The following is a 25381-nucleotide window of genomic DNA, read 5'->3' as shown; positions in this document are numbered from 1 at the left end:
TCGACCATTCCCCAATCAATTACCTCCGCTGGAATACCCTAGCGAACATGAAGTCAGAAAGGTGAAATGTGGCGGCTATATTAAACTTAACGGGCAAGCCATTTACGTCACGAGAAGACTATTAGGTGAGTACGTTAGTTTGGAATATATCGACAATCGATGTTGGTTGCTTCGATTTGGAGAAATGAGATTAGGGATTGTAGATGAAGTTGTTGGAAAAGTAATTCGGCCAACATAGGGTGTTACCTATGTGGCCGGTTTAAAGTGTTACCTATGTGACCATCAGTACAGGCTTGGTGATCGTATAGAAGACCCCTGTCTACGCAGGGGTGACGACTTAATTGAGTTCGTTGAACAAGCTACATTCGTCATTCCTGCGCAGGCAGGAATCTACTCAAGGCTTGGTGCGGACTTAGAGATTAGATGGTAAAGACTTGATAGTCCTTAAGCTCCGGAATAGTTTTCTGCAACTGCTGCTCTTGCTCTGCGACATCATTTAGCGAGTCACAATAGTCTTCTGCCTGCTGCTTTAACGACTCTGATTGCTCTTTCATGGTGTCCGACATTTTTGCTTTGAGCTCATCCATCTGCTTAGAGAGCTCTGTAAGATTTAACCCACCCTCTTCACTCATCTTTTGTTGTAATGCGGTAAATGCGCTACTAAAGAACTCTTTGTTGAAGACCTCTTTTGCCTTGGCTAAATCTTGCTCCCAATTGTCCATAAAACTGCTAAAGGCTTCCGATTTGAGAACAAAATCACCGTTGTCTTCGTAGCGAGATTGCACATCAGCAAAAAACTCACCGACCGCTTGTTTGACGCTTTGAAACGCCTCAGAGTTATCGAAACTCTCTGCGACGTCATCGATGAGTTCATTGGTCAGCTCAAGACCATTGGCCGCGAGTTCTTTCGCTTGCGGCACGTACTTGTTCATATTCTCTCGATAGCTTTCCAAGGCATCTTGTTGTAGCTGACTCAATTCAATCGCTTTACCGTCAATGAACAGATTGTTGTCTTCATCAATTAGGACTTTAGAGCTGGCTTTAACGATTTCGACTTGCTCGCCATCTAGGTGAACTTCGTTCTTAATGTCCACTGCGCACTGTCCAAAAGCATAAGCATTGCCCGCCACTAATGCACTGCTAAGTACGACACCGCTAAGCAGCGCTGTTGTAGTTGGAAAAAGTTGAGGTAATTTCATAGCACACCCTATTGTTCAGATCGTCTGTACAATTCTCAAAGCGATCCAAAGTCTTTACTGAATCGAGATAATAGCATAGTGCTGCACGGAATCTCTGATGGCCAGACTCACTTCGTCGTCTTCATACTGCCCAAGCAAAGCCTTACCGAGTGGCGAATGTGGTGTCAACACAGTGAGTTCAGCCAACCCAGAGTTCGTTAATACCCTTGCATCCTTTATTGTGACGCCTCCGCCACAGGGCAACATCCAATACCATGCGATTTGCTCATCATCATTCTCTACACAGACTAAAGCTGTTAATCCAACACTGTCTTGTTCAGAAAATTCACGCAACGTCGTACGCTTTAACGTTGCGATGTCGTTCTTTATTTGCTCTAAACGCATCGCCTGACCATGTGCCAAATAGGACGCTTCCAGTGCTAACGTGTCATATTTGTGCTCTGGTACGGTTTCTTCATTGGTCGCAGCATCTACGGTTTGCTCCATGGCAGAGACCAGTGTTGTCACTTTGCTTTCAAGTTCATAAATCACTGCGGTCAGCAGCGCGCGCTTGTCCATATTATTCCTCAAACATTGACAGTTGCCGAGCTTGCTCTAAAGGCTCTAGCATCACGCTCAGCCCCAGCAGTCGAATTTCTCGTCCTTGTTGTCTCTCCAGTACCTCGCGAAGCAGGTCTTTGAAATAGGCGAGATCGAGCTGGTTGTGCACATGTTCAATGGTGGTTAACTTAAAGTCTGCAAACTTTACCTTAATTCCCTGTTTGATGACATTACGTTTCGGCGTCGCTCTTGCGAGGCGAGATTCGAGTTCAGGATACAGCTTGTCTTCAATCACCTGCCAACACTCATCGAAACTGGAGATATTGACGCTAAAGGTTCTCTCGACGCCAATCGACTTTCTTTCCCGCTCTACGACAACTTGTCTCTCATCAATGCCATGACTTTTCTTCCATAAAGAAGCGCCCATACGACCAAAACGCACAATCAAGTCTCGGTAGTCACTATTGCGAATATCCAAGCAGGTAAAAAAGCCGGCATTATTGAGCCTATCTAAGCTGACCTTACCGACACCCGGTATTTTGCCCAAATCCAACTCATCGACCACTTGTTGTACTTGATCGGGAGGGATCACAAACTGCCCATTGGGCTTATTCATATCCGAGGCAATCTTTGCCAAAAACTTAAGCGGCGCCACCCCAGCAGAAGCGGTCAGTTGCAGCTCGTTCCTGATATCGGCACGAATACGCTCAGCAATGCGCGTCGCTGAGTTTTGGCAGTGAGGTGAGTCTGTGACATCCAAGTAAGCCTCATCTAGCGACAACGGCTCAATGAGCGAGGTATAACGAGCAAAAATCGCACGAATGTGCTTTGAGGTTTCTTTGTAGACTTCCATTCGCCCAGGGACGAGCAGCAAATTGGGGCACAGCTTTACCGCTTGAGCCGTTGGCATCGCCGAACGAACGCCAAACTTTCTCGCTTCATAATTACAAGTGCTGATCACCCCACGCTGGCGCTCACTGCCACCAACGGCAAGGGGCTTACCTTGATAATGTGGATTGTCGCGCATCTCTACCGCAGCGTATGTAAACTATCGGGTAAAAAATGTAGTTCTGGGTGGGTGAGTGAGTGAATAACTTTTTAAAATAGATAGTTAAGCCAAAAAAGCACTTACATAATTCACTTACAGAAAAATCACGAAAATCGCAAGGTAAATGCCTCGTAAACGCTTCACTCGCACTTACATTTTCACCACTTAAGGGTCATCTGAGTGTTGGCTTGCCCCTCCCTAGGTTCTAACCCAACACTTAACCCTATCAAGCGAATTCCACGTCCATTGGCACGCGCCAAAGCTTCTTTTAATAAAGCAGAGAAAAAAGCTTTATCAAGGTTAATTTGTTTATGCTCAACCGTTGTTTGCTGGAAGTCATCGAATTTAAGCTTAAGTCCCTGACGGATTATTCTTTTATCATGAGCAATCTTACTGAATCGTCTCACTAATTCATCATATAGTGATTCAATAGCCTCAAGGCATTCTGATTCAGTCCGAATATCTAGAGCAAATGTCCGCTCAACACCAAGGGACTTTCTAATTCTTGTTGCTGTTACCTCACGACGATCAATTCCATGGCACCTCTCCCATAGGGAACTACCAAATTTACCAAACTGTTTAAGTAACATGTGTTGATCATAATTTTTGACATCAATGCCTTTGTACAGACCAAGATTATTCAACTTTTCTAGGGTTACCTTCCCTACACCTGGAATCTTGCCTAATTCCAACTCATCAACAAACCCCTCAATTTCATCTGGTGTTACGACGCAAATACCATTTGGCTTATTAATATCGGAGGCGACTTTTGCAACAAATTTGATAGGGGCTACACCTGCACTGGCCGTAAGATTTAGTTCTGATTCAATTGCCTTACGTATATCCTGCGCGATTAATGTTGCCGACCCTCTGAATAATTGTGAGTCAGTTACATCAAGGTAAGCTTCATCAAGTGATAGAGGTTCAATAAGATCAGTATAACGAGCAAAGATTGCATGAATCTGTTTGGATACAGCCTTATACTTCTCCATGTCTCCACCTATAACCCTTAGGTTTGGGCACAACTTGAGTGCATGAGCGGTTGCCATTGCCGAGCGAACACCATATTTTCGGGCAATGTAGTTACATGTTGAAATCACCCCACGTCGATCCGAAGAACCACCTATCGCCAAAGGTATATCCCTTAACTCTGGGTGGTCTCTCATCTCAACTGCGGCATAGTAACAATCAAGATCTATGTGTATGATTTTTCTCTGCATTCGCATTACACCCAAAACACAGACAACTAAATACCTAAAGTCGCCATTAGCTTTCTGTTACCCAAAAGCTCATTACAAACAAACTAAATTCCACAAATATACCTTCTTATTATACTGTATATCCAACCAGCAATCGAGAGATGTATCTGCAAAAAACGTCTGTCTGGGTGAGTGAGAATGCTTACCATCACAGGGTTTGTGGCTAAGTCACTAATACCGCACCGATAGCAAAAAGCCCGTTAAGAGCCAAGGCTTTACCCTACGTGTTGATAGGTCATAGATGCTGTGAAGGTGTAACTCGCTTTTGCCCCAAAATGTGTTTGAGATGTCTTTGGCTTATCATTACCTCAACTCCAATTTTGGCTTACTTAAAGTAATCCGCCCTAACCCACTCTGTATGAGTGTCGTCAGACTAAAATACGATCTTGATACTTTAAACTGGTGCTATAGGAGTGCTCCGTTTCACCACGTTTTGTCTAAGTCTTGTGCGTATAAAGAAATTGCTCGCTGATACTTTTTTATCGCATCGTTATTCGTGGTTGATATTAAAAGTTTAAGTAGTAATGATGTCGCCTCTTTATGTCGCCCCAAGTTATAGAGGCACATGGCATAGAAAGGTTGAACTTCTACTGAATCTGGGTATTCCTTCAATGTTTGCTCAAAGTAAACTTGAGCTTCTGAGTAATTGCCAATACTTCTATAAGTGCAACCTAAACCAAACAATACATCGAACCGTTCTTTGGCAGGTAATATGCCCGACAACGATGATTTATAGTGGCTTATAGCCTCATGTTCTTTACCTTCATTGTCATATGACCAAGCTATTTGTAGATGTGCTCTAGCGGCATAGTTCTCATCATTTAATAATGGCTTTAGTAGCGCACGAGATTCAGCATATCTAGTTTCTTGGCGTAGACAAATTGCTTTTTCAATAAGAGATTCCATATCAAACTCGATATTTACAACCAGTTAAAAATGGACGCGGTTGATTGCGCCCATGAGGCTTAATTTAAGGGCATTTCGCATCCCAAAGTGATTGACCACGAAGAGAAACAACACACAATTCTGCGGGAGTATAACCAGGGACACCTGAAGGGCCGCATATCCTCTCATAAGCAGAAACAGTGTCTGAATGATAGAATATTTTACAGTCAGCACTAGAACCACTCTCCAGTGCGAGAGCTGCGACGCATTTACTATCACCGTCACATTCATTTCGGCAAACACCGTTTACAGCGTCGCTGTATGGCATGGTTAAAGTTTTCGCTATGTACCCCCCCTCCAACACAAACCAGCCTAAACTTTGGCCTGGTTTATCCAAATCAGGTCTTGACTCAATACTCAACAAACCGCTATTGGACGGATTGCATGTGTCAAAGCCACCATTGCCATCATCGAAGAGTTGGGCTGGGGTTATTCTCGTTAGAGTGCCTGTAGGAACGTTATGAGTTGGAGATGGACAACCTTCTGGGTACTGTCCTAAATTTGCTAGTGCTTCACAAATATGCTGATGATTAAACTCTACCTCTGAAGATTGAAGAAGTCTGCCTTCATTTATAACTATGGTGCAATCACTTGCATCCCATAGACCATCATTGTTTTTGTCTTCATCATCATCGTTGAGGCGATTTCCATTGAGATCCCAACAGTTAATTCCTGAAGAACCATTATCTCCTTCTGTAGGACAACCAGTTAGCAATAAAGCTAACACCACAGTTATTAGTAACCTGAAATGATATACACCCATAAAAATGACTCCATGTCTTTGGAAGTTTTGAGTTAAGCAGCAATCTAACGCCGAAGCTAAGTTTAGCATGAAGCAGTAAAGAAAGTCTCAGTCAGCGGGGGAAATCTGGCTGCTGAAGTTGCAAGTGAAACCGATAAGTAGCGGTCTCAAGCCAATAGGGATATCGCAATTCAACACAATTAGTCAGCAACTGCTAGCTTCTCTTTTCTCGTCCACTTTTGCATTACCGTCGAGTTTTACTTCATTAATTCGATTAGGGTAGCTAGGCATACATTTGCTAATGCCTATTCGGTTCTGGTGTGGGCTAGGTGGTAACTGATTTCTGTCCAATTGTGAGTTGCGATACCAACAGGTTGACAATACCAACAGGTTGACTTGTACGATCTAGTCGTGACTAGCCAGCGGAAGTGTATGATCGAGTGTGAGTTACTACACCTAACTATACTCGGAACCGCTCAACTTATTGATAAGCTCTTGCCTCTCCTCTTCGCTCAATCTCGCAATCAAGCAAGCTAACTTGGCGGAGCTTTCTTCCTCACAAAAGAAATAGTTCAAAGGAACACCAAGCTCGTCAGCAATGAGTTTTAGAGTCTGTATATCAGGAGTGTGTTTGCCTTTCTCATACTGATTCATTCTGGCACTTGCCGAGCCTTCATCCATACCTATCTGCACCCCCAAGGCTTTCTGGGAGAGTTTGGCTTTTTTGCGTGCTTCTTTAAGTCGCGACGGGATTGGGCTAGTAAATGACATTTTCGGTTCATGTGTGAAAACCTACGGTAACTAAGATTTTCTTAGTTTTGTCGATTTCTGTATACTAAGCAATCCTTAGTTTTTTGGTTTTGCATGAGTTGTAAATGAAACGTTCGACGAAAATCAGTGCGATTATGCACAAGTTATTGATTGAAAAAGGCATGGATGGTTTTTCGGTTATTGAACTACGCGACGCCTCGCTTTCTGTAAGTGATCTTAGGAAGGAGCCTGATGAGGCAAGAAAAAGACTCTACAGACAGATCCTTCGCTTTGTGAGAAACGGTTGGCTTCAAAGTGAAGGAGAAGGGCGAGATAAAAGATACTTTCAAACGGAACTGTTCCGCTCTCTTAATGTGAAGCCCAAAGTAGGAGGTGAGATTGTCACCTCTCCAGTGCAGCCCTCTCCAGATTACTCAATATTGCGCCATGAGCGAAACCAGTACAAAGCTGAGTTAGAGATTGTTCTGGGTGAGATCGATGAATACCAATCGCTTAATCGTCGTTTCCCTGAACTGGAATCAAGGCTCAACCCTATGTTGCAACAAGCGAGAGATCGCTCTGCACATCTATTTGGTAAAGTGAACGTGCTCACCAACGTGATTAACTCCATCTCTTCGGATGTCACCGAATGTTGAGAACATGGCAGCAAGAATGCTCTGAAAGAGCGATACAAAACTACAAGAACGGGCAGTACCACTTTTTTTGCCAAGCTACTCCAGGGGCAGGGAAAACGGTATTGGCAGCAACTATTGCCTCTAGGTTGTTGGAGGATGATATGGTTGACCTTGTTTTGTGTTTTTCACCGTCGTTAACGGTATCAGATGGGATAAAAAGAACCTTTTCAAAAGTTCTCAATTGCACTTTTAATGGTGGTTTAGGCTCGATTGGACAGTCGCTAACCTACCAATCTATTCAGTTTCTCAGCGAAGAGTTTTGGCAGACGCTACGTAACTATCGAGTATTTGTAGTGTTCGATGAGATACATCATTGCTCTGGTTCTGAGTATGAAAAAGCGAATGTTTGGGGGCAACAGATCCTAACCAAGATTCAGGGACTGGCTACCTACACCTTAGCGCTTTCTGGTACACCTTGGCGTTCAGATGCGTTACCGATAGTAATGGCGCAGTATAGCGACCCTGAGGGGCAGATCTTGGTCGACTATCAATACACTCTCAAGCAAGCAGTCGCTGACCATGTTTGTAGAGCACCACGGATAGTACTCGTAGACAATGAGCACTTGTCGGTAACTAACGATGGAAAAGCAGAGTCGTTCTCATCGATTCTAGAGATGCTAAAGCAAACTAAGGCCTCTTATCAGAGCGTAATACACAGTCAAGAGGCAATGGAATATCTGCTAGGGCTTGGATGTCGAAAGCTTGCAGAGATACGTACTCAAAATCAGGATGCAGGAGGACTAGTCGTTGCCTCTTCTGTTCAACACGCTCAAGAGCTTAAAAGGATACTTTTGGAAAAGTATCAACAAACCGTCTCCATCGTGACCTATCGTCACGAGGAGCCCTTGGCTGAGATTGAACGCTATCGGAAAGATAATACCCAGTGGATAGTCAGTGTCGGGATGATTAGTGAGGGTACTGATATTCCTAGGCTTCAAGTCTGCTGCCATATGAGCTCGGTTAAGACAGAGCTCTACTTCAGGCAAGTGCTAGGACGGATTCTGCGAGTGAATCATGCCTTGAACCAACAGGCTTGGTTACTCACTTTCGCAGAGCAGAGCTTGATAGATTTTGCCGAACGGATAGAACAAGATATTCCAGAGTCTTGTATGTTTGTTAGAGCGGACACTCCCGAAATATTTACAGCAAGTGATTCAGGGCGAAAGGTGGCTGCTAACGACTATAATTCCGATTCAGCAAGCAGCAATACAGAATTAAGATGGAATGATGTCGCAAAGCGTGGTCGCACGGTAGCTGACTTCACGAGCCTTCCTGACGAGGTTCAGTTTGGTGGGTTCAAGCAGCGTATTATTTCAGCGTTTCAAACAGTCTAATGTTGGAGACCTTTGGTATCGGCCTTCGCCCACTCTGGGGCACGTTAGAATTTGATTTACTGACTTGCCTCAGCCTCAATTGTGTCAGCACTTTATCTATCAGGTATACTTTTGAATCATAGTTATTTGTTGAGGTAAGCTAGCATGGACAAAACACTCTCGTCTGAAAATAGCGACATTCGAACATTAGCACTTGAAGTTTTTGGAAGTGACTCGTTGGCTGAAGAATGGTTGCAAAAACCCATTCCAGCTCTGTCAGGATGTAAACCAAGCGACTTAGATCATGATCAGCTAACGCAGTTATTAAATAGCCTTAAATATGGCGATTTCAGTTAGAAAGTTGACCCGCCTTTGAAGTCATTTTCGTGAAGAAATCACTTCTGTCTAGATTCAGCTCTGGCTCTAGAGCCAATAGCGCTTCTTTGGCTAACTTGATAGTCATTGGCACTCGAGTAATGAATTTTTGCTGTTGCTCATCCAGTGAACGAATACTGTCTTCGGTATATAACGCAGCGTCAGCGATGAAGTAGCGACTATTTTGGGCTGCTTTTAGACAATGGATGTGCTTCTTCGTCACTTCAGAAAAGGCTTTAGCATCATTGGTCTTGCCACTGAGCGCCTGCATGTAAACGGGTAAGCCAGCTTGGTTCTCACAAATCAGCTCAAGGACGACTTGGTTTAACTCTGGACGGTGGTCTCGGCTATAGCCTTTGACTAGTTTAATAGCATTAATATCTTCGTCTTGTGCGTAGTCACCATCGACATGAAAACTCGTGATATCGAGATGAACGGAGTCGGTTTTAAGCCCAAGTTTATCAACGACATGCTCGGCAATCGCTTGATAAAGAGCAGATACATCGGCTTCATATAGAGCATCCAATGTACGCCCAAGAACATCATCAGTTAAGTGCTTCGCCTCAATGTCTTTAGCTAGTAACTTAGCAATCGGCTTGGTCTCGAAAAAATCAGAGAACATGTGCAGCGTTCGGCTATGAAAACCCAACCCATTAAGGAGCATTGCCAACACAGCATCACCATGTGAAACGTTATGCTCCGAGTACTTAGGAATTATGCGGTCGATAATGCCCGGCAGGTCGACCTCGTGACAGAAAGCAGCGATAAGCCCTAAGTGATCTAGACGTTTAATAACAGGTTGAGGAGCAGACATAATAAGCGACCGTTAAATGACAGTAATAGATCAAAACTGGGGATCGCGGTCAAGCGGTCTAGGCTACTAAGGCTTGTAAATGATCACTGGATCACATTATGTAAATTCCTGAATTGGCTGCGGAATGACGGGTTAAAATCATGAGTCAAGCGAATCCGTTTGATCCTTTTTGGGAAGGTTTTCTCAATGAACGTAAGGTGAAAAATACAGGTCGTAACTCATGGCTTGACCCTGTTGCCACTGCTTTGTGAGTTGCTGGGTAACAATAACGCCTTAGTGGAGGCTTGAGCCGTATGCAGTGAAAGTTGCACGTACGGTTCTTAGGAGGGCGGCATCTGGTAACAGGTGTCGCCTATCCGACAATAGCGAGTTACTGTAACCACTGGTCGCCTGTGATGACAGGCTGCATGCACAAGGGACAGTCTGTACGACTAGGTGGCTTCATTTTGTCATAGGAATATCGCTATCTTTTTGTTGCTGTAGGCGTTCTTGCCATATTAGCCCCTGTAGTTCCTGATTTAATTCACAAACCTAGTTTCGCCTTTAGATCTATAGGCATCATCTCAATTGAAAGGTTAAGCACCTCTGCTGTTTTGAGTGCCTTGAGGTCGTTGTACCTCTTCTCAATGCTTTGGTGCCTGACCACCAACTCTTCCTTTTTCTTTCTCCTAATCCCCGTGTTTTTTCGTTTTAATTGCTTCTTCTGTTGGGTTTGATGCCGCTTTAGAAGCTCATCATTAATATCATCGAAGAACACTCGAATATGAGGGCTGAAAGAGGATGTATTAAAAATACTTTGTGCTGATATGCCCACTTTTCTAGCCACCTGTGATTTCTTCAACTGGTAGAATTTCGGTGTTTTGTTTGTTTCGACTTCACCAAAATTATCAATTGCCTTCTCTGCCTGTGCCTTCAGTTCAAGAATCGCATGGTACGCTTTATAAGTGGTATGGTCTTTATTATGAACCACCCATGATGCAGGGGCGCTCTGCTCAACCGTTGTATCATCACCCAACGCATCAAGGAAGTCATCGGAAATCAAATCATCCAGATCATTCGTAGCCATACTGTTTTGCCTCCGCTGCAATTTTTCGCTTAATGGAATCAACCGCGTCCTCTATCGCTGACAATATTTTGTCTACGCTTTCCCCATTCTTACTATTACGAAGATCTTTGATCCGTTTCCAACTCGATGTTAAAGCAGGAAGATGAGATTCCAGTAAAAAGCCGATCCCATTTGGTTGCATTGCCTCTTTAACCATTGGTTGAACTGTTTGCCAAATTCCCCGGATATTCCCCTCCGAAATATAAGCATTCATACAATTTAGACAAAATTCGAGTTTTGCATCCTGTGGATTTAAGCTTCCCATTTGGGCGCACTTGGCACGGCTCTCGCCACCATCACGAGGAATACACGTAGCAAATCGACTCGGTTGAATATCAATGATCCTCCCAGCAATCGCCTCGCTCAATGCACGCCGTTCACTCTCAGTGAGCTCGTTCTCATCTCTAACCTGTGTTAAGTGGACAGCCTTTTTGACAAACTGGGCTATCCCGCCGATATACCGCTCACCAATGTGGTTTGATTCGATAATCAGCGTTTCAACAATGGTATTTAAATAGCGTTGTTTTGCCGATGCCATCAGCCCCCGTGCGTCTTTCTCTCTCAAGTACGCCATGAAGAATGAATTGTCTAAATGAGCAAATTGGTGGCGAATTACTGCCCCTACATCACCCTGATAGCGCGTTAATACCGCTTCAGCCCAAATGTGACGAAAAGCATGAGCAGATGGATAGCGAACCTCCTTTAATATTTCAGAGGTTATATCCATAACTGTTTTTCTATCATTTAAGTCTATCGAATTACTCGTCAATAGCTTTTTAGTTTCATCAGAAAGATAATTATCTATTATTTGCTGATGTTCAATGTTATCGACTTCATTATCTTTCGTATATTGAATTAAAGAAGATTTAAAACGCTCTTGCGCTCTAGATCCATTGAATGAGGAATTTGATAGACGAAGCCAATCTTTTTTCACCTCTTTGGCACAAGTTAATAAGTTCTCATAACGCGCGCTACCGACCTCATACATCAAAGATAATTTCCTAAGCCTTTCTTGTTCTGTGTTCGTTAACTGACAAATCTCTTTTTGAATTAATCTGTCTAACAAAACTACGTCATTAAAGGGTGAATAAGAATCTACAAACCCTTCCCAATTAGCGATAACTCTATTACTAATACAAATATCATAATTATTTAACTTTTCTTTTTTAAAATTATTATTTGCAAACCTAAACAAGCAAGGTTCATTACTTGAACTCCCAAACACATCATTCAATTGTGCCGCAATTTGATAGCACTGCGATGTGATTTCTCGATTAATTTTAGTTGACCCACTCGTTTTAGGAACAAGCCATTTTAATTTAAAACGAAATGGTACATGAGCATTATCTAAAATATCTAGGTTAGGTTCTGTGCGTATCGCACTCAATGGAAATCCAAATTCTGATCTTCGATAACCAGTCCATGCAACCACTAAACTTGTCATTGCATATAGTGTAATGTCGAGTGCCGTTTTAAATTTGTCATACGTTTTATTCTCCGAATAGGAGATTTGCTCTATTGCCCACTTTTGAATATCTACTAAGAACTGAGTTTTTTCTAATTTCTTCTTGTCGATGATTAATTGCATTTTTTTATACAGATCTTCCACCAAAGTTTCATTCAGGGACTCACTTCCTAAGAAAGTCTTATCCAGTGACAATAAATAGCCTTGCCATACCTCATCTGGTGTCTTATGCCCATCCAACCCTAAATGCTTTTGTAACATCAGGACTCGAATTAATTCCATTGCATCGCTTCGAGTAGATAAACCTAGTTCGTAGACCAAAGCTTCAATATTACTATCTTTTAACGACATCACTGCTTCAAAATGCTTCAGATATTCATTAAACAGGATATTTTCAGCATTAACTTTAAGTGCTATATGATTGATACCTCTAGTATGAGAATTAGGTGCATAATCCTCGCCGCCAAACACAGAAGAAAGCATTACATTAAATAGACGGTTATTCGTTTTTGATTCAAAACTTCCGATAGAGTACTTATTAATGCAATGTTCAAAGGTTTTTTTACACACTAAGACATAAAGAAAATTCTGCTGATAAACACCATTCAAGTAATCGACATAATATTGTCCAAGCTCTAAGCCAAGAAAGTTAAAGCTACCTCCTTTTTTATACTCAGCTAGCGTAATGCTATACTGCGTTTGGCATACATCATCTAAACTTTTTTCCACTATTTTAGGTGTAAGTTTAGGTTCAATCACCCCCACCACACCTAATGCTTTTAGTGAATTTCTTATTTTATGAAAAGACACTCGTCTGATAGAGGCACGATATGAAGGTGTTGATACACGATTCACTAAACCATGTGGGCTTATCGTTCGTCCCATGAATGATGTCCAGAAAGGTTCCATTAGTGATATATTTAGGATAGAAACATTATTCTCTTTAAAAAAGGCAAATAAATGAAGCATCATTTGGTAGGTCGGTTGGACATACGCAATATTAGATGGCGTCAACATTTCCAGACAGGCCAACTTCGCATATGCTTTACTGCTTAACAAATACTCACAATTATCTTTGATATAAGTTGCAATTGAACTTAAGCTATATACAGGTGAATCAAACCATGAAAAATCAATCGTTGTTATATTGCCATGTTGTTTTATTCTAAAACTCCAAACATCAGAGTAAAAATCACCTCTTTCATTTATAAAGAACGGATTCGCCTTTAATTTTAGATTTTTCTCATGCCAAAAATTATCAATTGGATAATTTAGTACACTTAATGTCATATAACCTCCAACTACATAGAATTAAAGACGCTAATCACTACACCATTCTTAATCATCAAATCAAATTGGTCTCTACCCTTTCGTAGTGATGGTTTACTCATCTTTTTGAGCGTACCCTCGATCCATTCAACGGTTGGTATAACAGTCTTAAACAAAAAATCCGGATTATTCCCAAGTATCTTTTTGTAATTTTTTTTAAATTCATGGAGGTAGTTATACATCTTTAGAACTGTGATTGAGCTATCAACTACATAAATAGGAGATAAAGGTTCGCTTTCATTTTTATCATTCAATGAGAGAACTCCTACTTCATTCACTTTTCCTTTTTCCTGTCCAGTTATCATACGAAGTCTTGAGTTCATTTCTTCATACCTATAAGAGATACTTTCTGTCACCGCCATAAATTCGCTGTTAAACCGTTTTAATTGTTCTGCATCATCACGCTCAAAGCCCAAATTAAAGACATTCTGAATTAAATCAAACATTACCTCACGAGTAATTCTTCCTGAGTTATTAATCCACGCTTCATTATCTTCAGTCAGGTAGTTAACTTTCTCTGTCTGGTTTGAATGAGAGTTGCGGTTAATGAGGTACTCTAGAGTATAAGGATCGCTAAAGGCATGAACTGCGCTATTTTTTATTAATTGAAAACCAAACAAATTTGACTGACAAGGAGATTGTGATTGCCTTACCAATTTTTGTCTGTCTTCTAATGCCACTTTATTAGCGTTTTCAACACAATTATTAGTATGAATCCCATTCGATATCAGAGAGCAAAGTGTTAGGGGCATTAGACAAGGTATATTTTGCTTTGAGTGTACAGTTTTTAACACCATAGAAATATTACTTGATTGAAGCAGTATATTTAAACTCCCTAAAAGTGAGTTAATACCATTACTTATAAAAAGGTCCACCTTAGTATAAAAAGGTAGGCTTTCTTCTTGTTGCCCCATTACAACCAATAATGCCTTTCCTTCTCGCGTTCGAGTTGAAAGGGAGCGTGTAGCGTGAAAAAGCTTTGACCTCCCTTTAAAGTATTCACATTCGATATGCGTCACTCGACCACCAACTTTCACTAACCTGAAGTCAGAATGAGTAAGTTTAGGTATATCTGTCGGCTGTACCGTTAACCCTGCCATTAACCACGCAAACATAACTTCTTCTATTTTTGTGACAGCTTTTGATACTTCATTACGCAATAAGTTTTTAACTACATCAATTGAGAAAAGAGTTCCATCTCTCATAGCGGTGAAATTATCTCTACAAGATTCAGAATTAACTTTATCCGTGTTAAATTTTTTATTTAAAAATAAACTATCGCATTCAGTCTGACTCTTTAATACATTTAATAGATTGAAGTAGCTACTTTGACTAGATGCATTCGACAATATTAAAACTCCTAGAGCGGATTTAATAGTATATGATGGTTTATCTAGTCGATGATAAGCACACACAATTAAATAAATCATCTCCCCAATTAGACATTGTTTTTTACTCCGTGAAAGAGTTTTAAAATTCAAATCTAATAAAGGTGCTAACTGAGGTTCGATACTCTTGATCAATGTTTGAAGTTCATTTTTATACTCTTTAAGTTCAATAATCAAAGTTGCAGCTGTCAAACTTAATGAATTGATGGCTAACTTCGGTGAAGCTAAAGCCGAATATAACTCCCCCCCAATGCCAATATCTTCTCTTCTCAACCAGTCTAACGAACCGAAATAACTCGCTATGGATTTTTGTGATTTGTTTAAGTTAGGTGCAGGTTTCGTCTTTCTTAGTTCAATAAGAAATGTATAATCTTCGCTACTCAACTCTTTACTAAGAGCTTCCGATTCAATTGCATATCCAATAATACAATTGAGGGCTCTTAGTGGGCTATAACCACCATGATTATCAAGCTCATCCATACGATCAGATTCATAATGCTTTAAAATTTCGTAACGATTATTAATTTTGTAAGAGTTTAACCATGAAATGAAGGGTTTTACTGCTGATGAGAAAACATCTTTAGCTGTTACAGCTGCACTTTTATCAAAGAACACATAATTATAAACAGCAATCATTGCTTTATATATAATCACCTTGTCAGACGTGTTAATATCATCGAATAATAGTATGTGCGAAGCATATTGTTCCGTTTTAGGCACTATTATTGAAGTAGCTGTAAAAGGTAATTCAAATGCAGTAACTGGTTGTTCTTTTTTAAAGTCATGCTTTAGTCGCTCTTCTATCTCAGAACTTGAAAGTGCTTTATCCATTAACCACCTCCATTAATAGAGCTTCTCGCTCTCCACAAGCATGAATGTAGATTTTTGTTGTTTGGTTAGCGTGCTTACCATCTACCTTATGGCCAAGACACCGAGCGGTTTCAATATAAACTCTTGATTCCGTTGTGATTGACTCGTAATTTTTTTTAGCAGTAACACATAAATCGTGGAAAATATCTGTTCCAAACGAATGCCTTAAATGATGGTAAACATTGCCCTCATCTAACGTTTGATAACCTGAATAAGCCTCTGGGTTTTCACTCATTACCTTTAACAGCTTCTTCAGTGTCTTAGAAAAAGTAGCACTTCCGTACCTTCTGCTAACCCCTTCTCCTTTCGTATAATTGCTAGAGTTAGAAACAAGCAAATGATTCGACGCTGACTCTGGGCGCTCCGTATTGCAGTAACGCTCCATCAATTCTAGGTGAGTACGAGGAATATAGAGTGTTCGGGCAGAGCCGTATTTCGCATCCAAAGAAGAGAGGTGGTACTCAAACTCTTCCTTTTCAGGTGATTCTTTCAATTGCTTAAATAAGCTCTGTAAACCCAGACGGATTTTGCCGTCAGCTTTAAAATCAGCCAAATAAAACCCTCGGTTCTCAGAAGTCCTGCATCCTAACTCCCCACCATTTCGAAGAACAATTTCCTCTAGCAAACTGTCTGTATGTCGATAAAGGAGCTCCCTTGTAGCAGGAAGAAGGTATTTGACAATGAGATTAGACTTATTATTTCCTCTAGCTAATGCTCTGTATTCAGAGAAAATAAATATCTTTTTAAAGTTTGTATCGAAAAAGTAAGTCAACCAGTGGTAATAGCTACAAAGGGAAGTGATGGCTTTGTTCACAACGACTTCGCTTTTTTGCATTTCTACAATGAGGTATTCATTTATATATTCATTAATGAACTCGGCAGGAAGTGCGGTATGCCACGCAAGGGTAACTGAAGGGTGGTTATAATCTTCTATCCATTCTAAGAACAGGCCAAGTTGATGCCCACGTACATATTGAGCATCACCTCCAATCTCATCCTCTTTGAGTAAGAACTCGAAATCGCCTTTGCCTTCAATACGTTTTTTTTCATGAACAACCGAAAGACCAGTCACATAAGTGTATCGACAATATAAACAAGGTAGAAGAATAGGAACATCATTATCGTAAAGATAAATCCAATGACCATTATGTGATTTATCATGAATACGCTGCATACACTTTCAACCCCAAAATTGCAACCTTTTGGTTGAAGTGTAGTAGGCATTAATTCAATTACAACTTTCCCCAACAATTAACACCTGCTAGTTTAGAAGCAATCCATATCAACGTGGATGAATTTTCGAATAGAGTCAGACACGGCATTGAACTGTTTATTTATACAGTCAAAAGTATACGCCGATTTTGAGTGAGAACCAAACAAAAAGACCAGAGCGTTGCTCTGGTCTTTTTTATTCAGCTATCAGCTGGCTTATTGATTATGCAATGCGATCTTTTTCCCAAGCGGCCAGCTTCTCTGCTCGGGCTTGCTCACGTGCTTCACGCTTTTTACGAGCATCACATGGCTCTGGGCAGTTACAAACTTTATCAATGCTTAGCGCACCGAGACCACCACAGCTGCCTTTGACCACTTTCTTTTGGAAGATGTAACCAACAGACATGGCAACAATCACCGCAAGAAAAACGCCGAAAGTAATTAGAAATGTACTCATAGTTGTCACCCGTTACTTGTTGAGGTAAGGCTTGAACGCGCTTGATGCGATTTCATCAAACCCATCTTCTGTTTTTACAATAATAAACGCTGGAATACCATTTTGCTCGGCAACTTCCAGTGCTTGCTCTTCACCCAGTACCATCAAGCCCGTCGCTAAGCCGTCTGCTGTCATAGAAGACTTATCAAGAACCGTCACTGACACCACTTTGTTGTTGATAGGCTTGCCCGTTTTCGGGTCGATAATGTGTGAGTAGCGAACACCGTCTTGCTCAAAGTAATTACGGTAGTCGCCTGATGTAGCGATCGCCATATCACCTGGCTCAATGATTTCTTGAACACTACGTTCATCCGTCGCTGGTTTTTCAATCGCGATACGCCATTTCACGCCTTCACGGTTAAGACCTTTCAAGCGCATCTCACCACCGACTTCAACCATATAATCTTGAACGCCGATACGCTCTAGATATTCAGCGAGAACATCGACTCCCCAGCCTTTTGCAATCGTCGACAAATCCACATACAGACCATGCAGATTTTTCTTTAACGTCGTGTCAGTTGCAGAGAGATGCTGAATGCCCGTTTGCGCTTTGCGCTCTGCAAGCTGCTTAGCCGTTGGCACGACTTCTGGACGCGCCTCCGGTCCAAAGCCCCAAAGGTTAACCAAAGGTCCTACCGTAACGTCCAAAGCACCTAATGTTACTTCATTGAGACGAATAGCTTCTTTCACCACAATCGCGGTTTGTTTCGATACAGGAAATGCCTCTGTGCCGTAGAAACGGTTGAAGCGGCTCAACTCAGAATCTTGGCGATAAGTCGACATTTGGTCGTTCACCTGTTCTAGTAAGCGATTAAGCTCTGCCTGAATGCTTTCCGGTTTTGGGCTATGGTCGGTCGCAATGTATTTCACATTATAAATCGTCCCCATTGTCGGGCCGCTCAAATGCACTTGCTCACGATTGTTACCACAAGCGGTTAGAAGTACCGCAGCTAGCATTACGGCTAGCACTAATTTCAACTGTTTCGTTAGATGAAACTTAGTTAGATGAAACATGCCTTTACTCACCTAATGAATTTAAAATACTTACGTTTGCCACAGCTATTGATGTTGTCGCAAATGAAAGCACTCTGTCTATATCGATTTAAAAACAAATGGCCGGCTCCCATGAACCAGCCATGTTCTTTACTTCAATAAAGATTAACCACCGAAGTCATCTAGAAGGATGTTTTCATCTTCTACACCAAGATCTTTCAGCATGCCGATTACAGCCGCGTTCATCATTGGTGGACCACACATGTAGTATTCACAATCTTCTGGCGCTTCGTGATCTTTGAGGTAGTTCTCATAGATTACGTTGTGGATGAAGCCTGTGTAACCATCCCAGTTATCTTCTGGCATTGGGTCAGACAGTGCTACGTGCCACTGGAAGTTATCGTTCTCAGCTTGTAGGCCATCGAAATCTTCTACGTAGAACATTTCACGGCGAGAACGAGCACCATACCAGAATGACATCTTACGCTTAGAGTTCAGACGCTTAAGCTGGTCAAAGATGTGCGAACGCATTGGTGCCATACCAGCACCACCACCGATGAAGACCATCTCGTTGTCAGTCTCTTTCGCGAAGAACTCACCAAATGGTCCAGAAATCGTACACTTGTCACCTTCTTTCAGTGACCAGATGAACGAAGACATGATACCAGGTGGTACATCAGGATTATTAGGCGGCGGCGTAGCGATACGCACGTTCAGCATAATAATACCTTCTTCTTCTGGGTAGTTAGCCATTGAGTATGCACGAATGCACTCTTCGTTAACGACAGACTCATAGCGGAACAGGTTAAACTTGTCCCAATCTTCACGGTACTCTTCTGGTACGTCGAAGTCAGAGTATTTAACGTGGTGAGCAGGCGCTTCAATCTGGATGTAACCACCAGCACGGAAAGGTACCGATTCGCCATCAGGGATTTGTAGCTTAAGCTCTTTGATGAATGTCGCTTTGTTATCGTTAGAGATAACAGAACATTCCCACTTTTTAACGCCGAAGATCTCTTCTGGAAGCTCGATGTCCATGTCAGTCTTCATTGCTACCTGACACGCTAGACGCTCACCTTCACGTGCTTCACCTTTAGAGATATGGTCAAGCTCGGTTGGTAGAATGTCACCACCGCCAGATTTCACTTTTACGCGACACTGACCACAAGAGCCACCGCCACCACAAGCAGATGATACGAATACGCCAGCGCCGGCTAGTGCATTCAACAGTTTGCCACCTGGTTGTGTGGTGATCGCGAGATCAGGGTTTTCGTTTACAGAGATCGTGATGTCGCCTGTTGGTACTAGCTTAGATTTGGCGAACAAAATCACCAAAACTAGGGCTAGAACAATCAGCGTAAACATCACTACACCAAGAATAATGTCCATTGACTATTCCTTATACCTTACAGTTGAACACCAGAGAATGACATGAAGCCCAGTGCCATCAGACCTACCGTGATGAACGTGATACCAAGACCACGAAGACCAGGAGGAACGTCAGAGTACTTCATCTTCTCTCGGATACCTGCTAGCGCAACGATAGCTAGCATCCAACCCACACCAGAACCAAAGCCGTATACGACAGATTCTGCAAAGTTGTAATCACGCTGTACCATGAATGATACGCCACCAAAGATCGCACAGTTCACCGTGATTAGCGGTAGGAAGATACCCAGTGCGTTATACAAAGGTGGGAAGAAGCGGTCTAGTACCATCTCTAGGATTTGTACTAGCGCTGCGATTACACCGATAAAGGTAATAAAGTTCAAGAAGCTAAGATCGACACCAGCTACTAAAGCATTTTCTCTTAGAACTAGGTTGTACAATAGGTTGTTCACTGGAACCGCAACGGTAAGAACAACGATAACTGCTACACCTAGACCAAAAGAGGTCTTAACTTTCTTAGATACGGCCAAAAATGTACACATACCTAAGAAGAAAGAAAGCGCCAAGTTTTCAATGAAGATCGATTTAACGAGTAGACTAATATAATGTTCCATGACTACCTTACTCCTTCGCTTCTACTTGTGCTGGCTTAAAGATACGAATTGCCCAAATCATAAAGCCGATTAGGAAGAACGCTGAAGGTGCTAGAAGCATCATACCGTTTGGCTGATACCAACCTCCGTTACTCACTAGTGGCAATACTTCCATGCCAAATAGCTTACCAGAACCTAGAAGTTCGCGGAAAAACGCAACAGTTAGCAGCACAAAACCATAACCTAGACCATTACCGATGCCATCAATGAATGACGGTAGAGGTGCAGACTTCATTGCGTACGCTTCAGCACGACCCATTACAATACAGTTAGTAATGATCAAGCTAACGAATACTGAAAGCTGCTTTGAAATGTCGTAAAGATACGCTTTCAACACCTGGTCAACCACGATTACCAGTGAAGCGATAATCGCCATCTGCACGATGATACGCACACTATTTGGCATGTGGTTACGAATAAGAGAAACAAACAGGTTAGACAATGCAGTTACAAAAATAACCGCAACCGTCATAACAAATGCTGTCTCAAGTTTGGTGGTCACTGCCAATGCAGAACAAACACCAAGAACCTGAAGCGCAATCGGGTTGTTATCCAACACCGGTGCGAGCAAGCTCTTCTTCATTTCTTTAGCATCAGCCATTAGTTTAGACCTCCGTCACGAACGTTTGCTAGGAAAGGACCAAAGCCCATGTCACCCAACCAGAAGTCGAAAGTACCTTGAACGCCATTTGCAGTCAGTGTTGCACCAGATAGGCCATCAACACCGTGCTCAGAACCTTCTGGAGCACCACCTTTAACGATCTTAATTGCTGGTTTGAAGTTCTCATCGAAGAGTTTCTTACCAACAAATTGTGAACGCCACGTTGGGTTCTCAACTTCACCACCAAGTCCAGGGGTTTCGCCTTGCTCGTAGTAAGTAATACCGTTAACAGTATTACCATCAGTTTGTACTGCTACGAACGCGTACATCATTGACCAAAGGCCGTTGCCATGTACCGGTAGAATCACACTCGTGACTTCGCCACCCTGTTTAACTAGGTAAACAGTACCAACGTTTGCACGACGAAGAATTTTCGCTTTGTCTTCATCTGCGGTAAGACGAACTGACTGATCTGGATCTTTAGCAGCGCGACGCTGGTCATATGCTTCAGCGTTACCGTCAACGAACTCACCTGTTTCAAAATCAACCAAACGAGGTTCGATGAACTCATGATATAAGTCTGCAACAGAGCCTTCAGCGGTAATACCAGCTACGTCGACAATTTTAGACTGCTTATCTAATTTCGCATTAGCAACCTGTTTATCTTTTAGAAAGACTGCAGCGGTCGATACAACGATTGAGCAAACTAGGCTCAACGCGATAACAACAAACAGCGTCTTTTTAATGCTATCGTTATTACTTGCCATAGCGAGCTTCTCTCCGTTTGATGTTCTTCTCGATCACGAAGTGGTCGAATAGAGGTGCGAACAGGTTAGCAAATAGAATTGCTAGCATCATACCTTCTGGGTAAGCCGGGTTGACTACACGGATCATGACACACATTGCGCCAATCAAAATACCGTATGCCCATTTACCATTGTTAGTAAACGATGCCGATACTGGGTCTGTTGCCATAAAGAACATACCGAATGCAAAACCACCCAGTACTAGGTGCCAGTGCCAAGGCATAGCAAACAGAGCATTTGTGTCAGAACCAACAACATTAAACAGCGTTGCTACCGCAACCATGCCGATCATTACACCCGCAATAATGCGCCAAGACGCTATGCCCATGTACACGATCATTGCCGCACCAATCATAAGTGCTAGCGTTGATACTTCACCAATAGAACCAGGAATGTTACCGATGAACGCGTCCATCCAAGTGATTGTTTGGCCGGTGATGTTGTTGATTAGTGCGCCTTCGCCGCCTTGTGCCCATTGGCTAAGAGCCGTTGCACCAGAGAAGCCGTCAGCTGCAACCCATACCACGTCACCCGAGATTTGCGCTGGGTAAGCGAAGAATAAGAAAGCACGACCAGCAAGTGCTGGGTTAAGGAAGTTACGACCCGTACCACCAAAGATTTCTTTTGCAACAACAACACCAAAGGTAATACCTAGTGCAGCTTGCCAAAGTGGAAGTGTTGGTGGAACGATCAATGCGAAAAGAATAGAAGTTACAAAGAAACCTTCGTTAACTTCGTGCTTACGCACCATACAGAACAACACTTCCCAGAAACCACCAACAATAAACACTGTTGCGTAGATAGGCAGGAAGTAAGTTGCACCTAGAATCATCTTACTGCCCCAACCCGCGTCGGTACCTAGCGTGCCGCCAATACCTTGAGTTAGCCAGTAGTGCCAGTTACCATCGATAACACCCGCAAGCTCTGCGCCAGTGTAAAGATGGTTAAGTGCCATAACCGCTTGGTTACCCGCATTGTACATACCCCAGAACATTGCTGGGAATACTGCGAACCAAACCATGATCATGATGCGTTTTAGGTCAACGCTATCACGGACATGCGAGCTGCGCTTCGTGACAAGACCCGGCGTGTAGAATAGCGTTGCCGCTGCTTCGTACAGTGCAAACCATCTTTCATGTTTGCCACCTGGCTCGAAATGATGCTCGATATCCTCGATGAATTTCTTAAGCATGGGATTACCCTTCCTTCTCAATCTTGTCTAGGCACTCACGTAGGAGTAGACCGTATTCGTACTTACCTGGACAAACAAAGGTGCATAGCGCCATATCTTCTTCATCCAGTTCAAGAGCACCAAGACGCTGAGCGCTGTCTAGGTCACCTGCACATAGATCACGAAGTAATAACGTAGGCTCCATATCTAGAGGCATTACTTTTTCGTAGTTGCCGATTGGAACCATTGCACGATCACTACCATTGGTTGTGGTTGTCATGTTAAACAACTGACCTTTGAATAGGTGACCAAGGAATGATTTGGTGATTGAGAACTTGTTCTTACCAGGCGTTGCCCAGCCAAATAGTTCCTTCTCACGACCTTCACGAAGTACAGACACTTGCTGGTGGTAACGACCTAGATAGGCGTGTGGACCAGTAGCATGAGTACCAGAAAGCACAGAACCAGAAATGATTCGAACTTCACCAGGCATCAACTCGTTATCTGTTACATCTTCTAGGCTAGCGCCAATCTGAGTTCTAACCAAACGAGGGTTATTGACTACAGGGCCAGCTAGAGACACAACGCGATCCGTATACAATTCACCTGTAGTGAAAAGCTTACCGAATGCAATCACATCTTGATAATTGATGCTCCAAGCAACGTTGTTCGCGCCGACTGGATATAGGAAATGCATGTGAGTGCCTACTAGGCCTGCTGGATGCGGACCATTGAAGACATGCTCTTCGACATTGGATTGAGTTGAGCGAGGAAGACTAGTGCCTGATTTGCAGACATACACTTTACCGTCTGTCAGTTTCGACAGTAGGTCAAGACCTGCAACAAACGCGTCTTTTTGCTCGTTGATAATCAATTCAGGCTCTGCTGCTAGTGGATTCGTATCCATAGCAGTCACGAAAATCGCTTGAGTCGTAGAATCGATCGCCGGAACCTTGCTGAACGGACGAGTACGCAACGCAGTCCACATACCAGACTCAACCAATTGAGTTTTGATCACGTCGCGATCAAGACCCGCTAGTTGGTCAGCTGTGTAGCTATCGAAAGTAACTTGCTCGTCGCCTGCCACTTCAATCACAACGGATTGTAGGACACGCTTCGCGCCACGGTTAACTTCAATAACCTTACCGCTTGCTGGAGAAGTAAACTTAACGCCTGGGTTCTTTTTGTCTTCAAAAACAACCTGACCTTTTTTCACTTCATCACCAACGCGAACATGCATCGTTGGACGCATACCCACGTACTCTTCGCCAAGCAAGGCGACTTTAGTGATGGACTTACCATCATTAATCACCTGGGAAGGAGTTCCTGCGATAGGAAGATCCAAACCCTTCTTTATTGTAATCATACGCACTTGCACTACTTTTATCGGGAAAAAGATTCTTTTAAATTGCGTAACATTTAGACACGACATTGAGTGTCTGGCTCTGGCTTCTTTTTTGGCCAAAGCAGCAACATCACTTTAACAATCTCGTCATGGGATCGATGCGAGATTTTTCTGGAGCGGTAGTTTAGCATCTTTTACAAAGGGTATGCCACGACCAATCCCAGCAATAGCCGCTTTATTTGGAAACTTTTGCTACATCTGGGGTTGCGAATATGTGTAACTTTGACCAAACGCACAAACTGCTATTAATGCTTTTAAAAATAAGCAATTGGCTTTTTCACAATCTGAAACATTCACCATCATCAAAATCACATAACATTATATGTTGATACGCTGTTAATTATTTACCCCCAAAGAGGTAGGCAAAGTCGCGACTTTACCAGAACAAATTGACGGTGATTATCAGTAAACCCTTACCTTGTTGCTAAACTGTGTCCTAAGTATCTATTGTTGGTACCGCATCACTAAACAGGTATGCCGTTACTTACCGCCACCAGCACAATTTGGACTAGCGGGGGCAAGTTGGTTCTCTTCGTTCCACTCTTCAGGAGTGTAGGTGTGAATCGCTAAGGCATGCACCGAACCTGCGAGCTCTTCGGCAAGCACAGTATTGACCTTACGATGCCGAGTAATAAGACGCTCGCTAGAAAAATCTTCACTGACGATAATGACCTTAAAGTGACTTTCTGAGCCTGGCGGGACATTATGCGTGTGACTTTCATTGCGAACATCGAGATGTGTTGGATGGAAAGCTTGATGGAGCTTGTGCTCGATAGATTGTTGAATCATCTTACTTCCTTGGGCTGAAACCGACATTT

Annotated in this window: 23 protein-coding genes and 2 pseudogenes; 4 read left to right on the top strand and 21 right to left on the bottom strand. The window is 42.6% G+C overall.

Going from position 1 to position 25381, the window contains the following annotated elements; translation table 11 throughout:
• A partial coding sequence (locus L4C42_RS19730) for a hypothetical protein (RefSeq protein ID WP_429761653.1) occupies positions 1–238 on the top strand: 238 nt, incomplete at its 5' end.
• Positions 239–419: 181 nt separating this feature from the next.
• Here the strand turns inward: L4C42_RS19730 and L4C42_RS19725 are convergent.
• The 7 genes and pseudogenes from L4C42_RS19725 to L4C42_RS19695 all read right to left on the bottom strand — a co-directional run bounded on the left by L4C42_RS19725 (position 420) and on the right by L4C42_RS19695 (position 6504).
• On the bottom strand, positions 420–1199 hold the full coding sequence (locus L4C42_RS19725; protein WP_418642021.1) for a DUF2884 family protein: 780 nt from the start codon (positions 1197–1199) through the stop codon (positions 420–422).
• Positions 1200–1253: 54 nt separating this feature from the next.
• Positions 1254–1757, bottom strand: coding sequence for a transcription elongation factor (locus L4C42_RS19720; protein WP_353496816.1), 504 nt, complete (start codon positions 1755–1757; stop codon positions 1254–1256).
• A 1-nt stretch (position 1758) separates the two neighbouring features.
• Positions 1759–2781 (bottom strand): annotated as a pseudogene (gene dinB, locus L4C42_RS19715) (DNA polymerase IV); the annotation flags it as partial.
• Between the two features lie 164 nt (positions 2782–2945).
• Positions 2946–4007 carry a DNA polymerase IV gene (dinB, locus tag L4C42_RS19710; RefSeq protein WP_429761652.1) on the bottom strand — a complete coding sequence of 354 codons (1062 nt, stop codon included), beginning with the start codon at positions 4005–4007 and terminating at the stop codon, positions 2946–2948.
• 462 nt (positions 4008–4469) lie between these two features.
• The gene (locus L4C42_RS19705; protein ID WP_429761651.1) at positions 4470–4952 is read right to left on the bottom strand and encodes a tetratricopeptide repeat protein; all 483 of its coding nucleotides are present in this window, start codon (positions 4950–4952) and stop codon (positions 4470–4472) included.
• A 64-nt stretch (positions 4953–5016) separates the two neighbouring features.
• Positions 5017–5754 (bottom strand): hypothetical protein, encoded by a 738-nt coding sequence (locus L4C42_RS19700; RefSeq protein WP_429761650.1) that lies wholly within the window; start codon positions 5752–5754, stop codon positions 5017–5019.
• Positions 5755–6189: 435 nt separating this feature from the next.
• A complete protein-coding gene (locus tag L4C42_RS19695; RefSeq protein ID WP_255898017.1) occupies positions 6190–6504 on the bottom strand; it encodes a helix-turn-helix domain-containing protein in 315 nt (104 codons plus the stop codon).
• A gap of 104 nt (positions 6505–6608) precedes the next feature.
• Here L4C42_RS19695 and L4C42_RS19690 point away from each other — a divergent pair, with 104 nt between their 5' ends.
• The 3 genes from L4C42_RS19690 (at position 6609) to L4C42_RS19680 (ending at position 8848) form a co-directional block, all read left to right on the top strand.
• The gene (locus tag L4C42_RS19690) at positions 6609–7139 is read left to right on the top strand and encodes a hypothetical protein (protein ID WP_429761649.1); all 531 of its coding nucleotides are present in this window, start codon (positions 6609–6611) and stop codon (positions 7137–7139) included.
• On the top strand, positions 7133–8512 hold the full coding sequence (locus L4C42_RS19685; RefSeq protein ID WP_429761648.1) for a DEAD/DEAH box helicase: 1380 nt from the start codon (positions 7133–7135) through the stop codon (positions 8510–8512). The genes L4C42_RS19690 and L4C42_RS19685 overlap by 7 nt, the downstream gene beginning before the upstream one ends.
• 144 nt (positions 8513–8656) lie before the next feature.
• Positions 8657–8848, top strand: coding sequence for an MbcA/ParS/Xre antitoxin family protein (locus tag L4C42_RS19680; RefSeq protein ID WP_255898014.1), 192 nt, complete (start codon positions 8657–8659; stop codon positions 8846–8848).
• 58 nt (positions 8849–8906) lie between these two features.
• On the opposite strand, the pseudogene L4C42_RS19675 reads toward L4C42_RS19680, so the two are convergent.
• From L4C42_RS19675 to bolA, 14 genes and pseudogenes are all read right to left on the bottom strand, one after another.
• A pseudogene (locus L4C42_RS19675) lies at positions 8907–9680 on the bottom strand (IS1634 family transposase); the annotation flags it as partial.
• A gap of 523 nt (positions 9681–10203) precedes the next feature.
• Positions 10204–10746: a hypothetical protein gene (locus tag L4C42_RS19670; protein ID WP_429761647.1), complete on the bottom strand. Its 543-nt coding sequence runs from the start codon at positions 10744–10746 to the stop codon at positions 10204–10206.
• Positions 10733–13540, bottom strand: a complete 2808-nt coding sequence (locus tag L4C42_RS19665) for a hypothetical protein (RefSeq protein ID WP_429761646.1) — start codon at positions 13538–13540, stop codon at positions 10733–10735. The genes L4C42_RS19670 and L4C42_RS19665 overlap by 14 nt, the downstream gene beginning before the upstream one ends.
• An 11-nt stretch (positions 13541–13551) precedes the next feature.
• A complete protein-coding gene (locus L4C42_RS19660) occupies positions 13552–15798 on the bottom strand; it encodes a hypothetical protein (RefSeq protein ID WP_429761645.1) in 2247 nt (748 codons plus the stop codon).
• Positions 15791–17011, bottom strand: coding sequence for a site-specific integrase (locus L4C42_RS19655; RefSeq protein WP_429761644.1), 1221 nt, complete (start codon positions 17009–17011; stop codon positions 15791–15793). The genes L4C42_RS19660 and L4C42_RS19655 overlap by 8 nt, the downstream gene beginning before the upstream one ends.
• 261 nt (positions 17012–17272) lie before the next feature.
• Positions 17273–17506: a (Na+)-NQR maturation NqrM gene (gene nqrM, locus L4C42_RS19650; protein WP_353496818.1), complete on the bottom strand. Its 234-nt coding sequence runs from the start codon at positions 17504–17506 to the stop codon at positions 17273–17275.
• Positions 17507–17518: 12 nt separating this feature from the next.
• Positions 17519–18502, bottom strand: a complete 984-nt coding sequence (locus tag L4C42_RS19645) for an FAD:protein FMN transferase (protein ID WP_429761655.1) — start codon at positions 18500–18502, stop codon at positions 17519–17521.
• A gap of 201 nt (positions 18503–18703) precedes the next feature.
• Positions 18704–19927 carry an NADH:ubiquinone reductase (Na(+)-transporting) subunit F gene (gene nqrF, locus L4C42_RS19640; RefSeq protein WP_353496819.1) on the bottom strand — a complete coding sequence of 408 codons (1224 nt, stop codon included), beginning with the start codon at positions 19925–19927 and terminating at the stop codon, positions 18704–18706.
• Between the two features lie 17 nt (positions 19928–19944).
• Positions 19945–20541, bottom strand: a complete 597-nt coding sequence (gene nqrE / locus L4C42_RS19635) for an NADH:ubiquinone reductase (Na(+)-transporting) subunit E (protein ID WP_038229250.1) — start codon at positions 20539–20541, stop codon at positions 19945–19947.
• Between the two features lie 7 nt (positions 20542–20548).
• Positions 20549–21181 (bottom strand): NADH:ubiquinone reductase (Na(+)-transporting) subunit D, encoded by a 633-nt coding sequence (locus L4C42_RS19630; protein ID WP_112462091.1) that lies wholly within the window; start codon positions 21179–21181, stop codon positions 20549–20551.
• Positions 21181–21948 (bottom strand): Na(+)-translocating NADH-quinone reductase subunit C, encoded by a 768-nt coding sequence (locus tag L4C42_RS19625; RefSeq protein ID WP_353496820.1) that lies wholly within the window; start codon positions 21946–21948, stop codon positions 21181–21183. Before L4C42_RS19625 ends, L4C42_RS19630 begins: the two co-directional genes overlap by 1 nt.
• Positions 21938–23179: an NADH:ubiquinone reductase (Na(+)-transporting) subunit B gene (locus L4C42_RS19620; protein WP_353496821.1), complete on the bottom strand. Its 1242-nt coding sequence runs from the start codon at positions 23177–23179 to the stop codon at positions 21938–21940. The genes L4C42_RS19625 and L4C42_RS19620 overlap by 11 nt, the downstream gene beginning before the upstream one ends.
• Positions 23180–23183: 4 nt before the next feature.
• Positions 23184–24524: a Na(+)-translocating NADH-quinone reductase subunit A gene (locus L4C42_RS19615; RefSeq protein WP_353496822.1), complete on the bottom strand. Its 1341-nt coding sequence runs from the start codon at positions 24522–24524 to the stop codon at positions 23184–23186.
• 519 nt (positions 24525–25043) lie between these two features.
• On the bottom strand, positions 25044–25352 hold the full coding sequence (gene bolA / locus L4C42_RS19610) for a transcriptional regulator BolA (RefSeq protein ID WP_418642018.1): 309 nt from the start codon (positions 25350–25352) through the stop codon (positions 25044–25046).
• Between the last annotated feature and the right edge of the window lie 29 nt (positions 25353–25381).

Origin of the sequence: Vibrio wakamikoensis, assembly GCF_050337275.1 — a bacterium.
In the GTDB taxonomy this organism is placed as follows: domain Bacteria; phylum Pseudomonadota; class Gammaproteobacteria; order Enterobacterales; family Vibrionaceae; genus Vibrio; species Vibrio chaetopteri.
The sequence above is the reverse complement of the archived record's forward strand: the minus strand, read 5'-3'. Positions and strand labels throughout refer to the sequence as shown.

Bases quoted from the DNA above. Each gene is read 5' to 3' on its own strand.
- L4C42_RS19725 (WP_418642021.1), bottom strand. From the start codon at position 1,199: ATGAAATTACCTCAACTTTTTCCAACTACAACAGCGCTGCTTAGCGGT.
- L4C42_RS19720 (WP_353496816.1), bottom strand. From the start codon at position 1,757: ATGGACAAGCGCGCGCTGCTGACCGCAGTGATTTATGAACTTGAAAGC.
- dinB (WP_429761652.1), bottom strand. From the start codon at position 4,007: ATGCAGAGAAAAATCATACACATAGATCTTGATTGTTACTATGCCGCA.
- L4C42_RS19705 (WP_429761651.1), bottom strand. From the start codon at position 4,952: ATGGAATCTCTTATTGAAAAAGCAATTTGTCTACGCCAAGAAACTAGA.
- L4C42_RS19700 (WP_429761650.1), bottom strand. From the start codon at position 5,754: ATGGGTGTATATCATTTCAGGTTACTAATAACTGTGGTGTTAGCTTTA.
- L4C42_RS19695 (WP_255898017.1), bottom strand. From the start codon at position 6,504: ATGTCATTTACTAGCCCAATCCCGTCGCGACTTAAAGAAGCACGCAAA.
- L4C42_RS19690 (WP_429761649.1), top strand. From the start codon at position 6,609: ATGAAACGTTCGACGAAAATCAGTGCGATTATGCACAAGTTATTGATT.
- L4C42_RS19685 (WP_429761648.1), top strand. From the start codon at position 7,133: ATGTTGAGAACATGGCAGCAAGAATGCTCTGAAAGAGCGATACAAAAC.
- L4C42_RS19680 (WP_255898014.1), top strand. From the start codon at position 8,657: ATGGACAAAACACTCTCGTCTGAAAATAGCGACATTCGAACATTAGCA.
- L4C42_RS19670 (WP_429761647.1), bottom strand. From the start codon at position 10,746: ATGGCTACGAATGATCTGGATGATTTGATTTCCGATGACTTCCTTGAT.
- L4C42_RS19665 (WP_429761646.1), bottom strand. From the start codon at position 13,540: ATGACATTAAGTGTACTAAATTATCCAATTGATAATTTTTGGCATGAG.
- L4C42_RS19660 (WP_429761645.1), bottom strand. From the start codon at position 15,798: ATGGATAAAGCACTTTCAAGTTCTGAGATAGAAGAGCGACTAAAGCAT.
- L4C42_RS19655 (WP_429761644.1), bottom strand. From the start codon at position 17,011: ATGCAGCGTATTCATGATAAATCACATAATGGTCATTGGATTTATCTT.
- nqrM (WP_353496818.1), bottom strand. From the start codon at position 17,506: ATGAGTACATTTCTAATTACTTTCGGCGTTTTTCTTGCGGTGATTGTT.
- L4C42_RS19645 (WP_429761655.1), bottom strand. From the start codon at position 18,502: ATGCTAGCTGCGGTACTTCTAACCGCTTGTGGTAACAATCGTGAGCAA.
- nqrF (WP_353496819.1), bottom strand. From the start codon at position 19,927: ATGGACATTATTCTTGGTGTAGTGATGTTTACGCTGATTGTTCTAGCC.
- nqrE (WP_038229250.1), bottom strand. From the start codon at position 20,541: ATGGAACATTATATTAGTCTACTCGTTAAATCGATCTTCATTGAAAAC.
- L4C42_RS19630 (WP_112462091.1), bottom strand. From the start codon at position 21,181: ATGGCTGATGCTAAAGAAATGAAGAAGAGCTTGCTCGCACCGGTGTTG.
- L4C42_RS19625 (WP_353496820.1), bottom strand. From the start codon at position 21,948: ATGGCAAGTAATAACGATAGCATTAAAAAGACGCTGTTTGTTGTTATC.
- L4C42_RS19620 (WP_353496821.1), bottom strand. From the start codon at position 23,179: ATGCTTAAGAAATTCATCGAGGATATCGAGCATCATTTCGAGCCAGGT.
- L4C42_RS19615 (WP_353496822.1), bottom strand. From the start codon at position 24,524: ATGATTACAATAAAGAAGGGTTTGGATCTTCCTATCGCAGGAACTCCT.
- bolA (WP_418642018.1), bottom strand. From the start codon at position 25,352: ATGATTCAACAATCTATCGAGCACAAGCTCCATCAAGCTTTCCATCCA.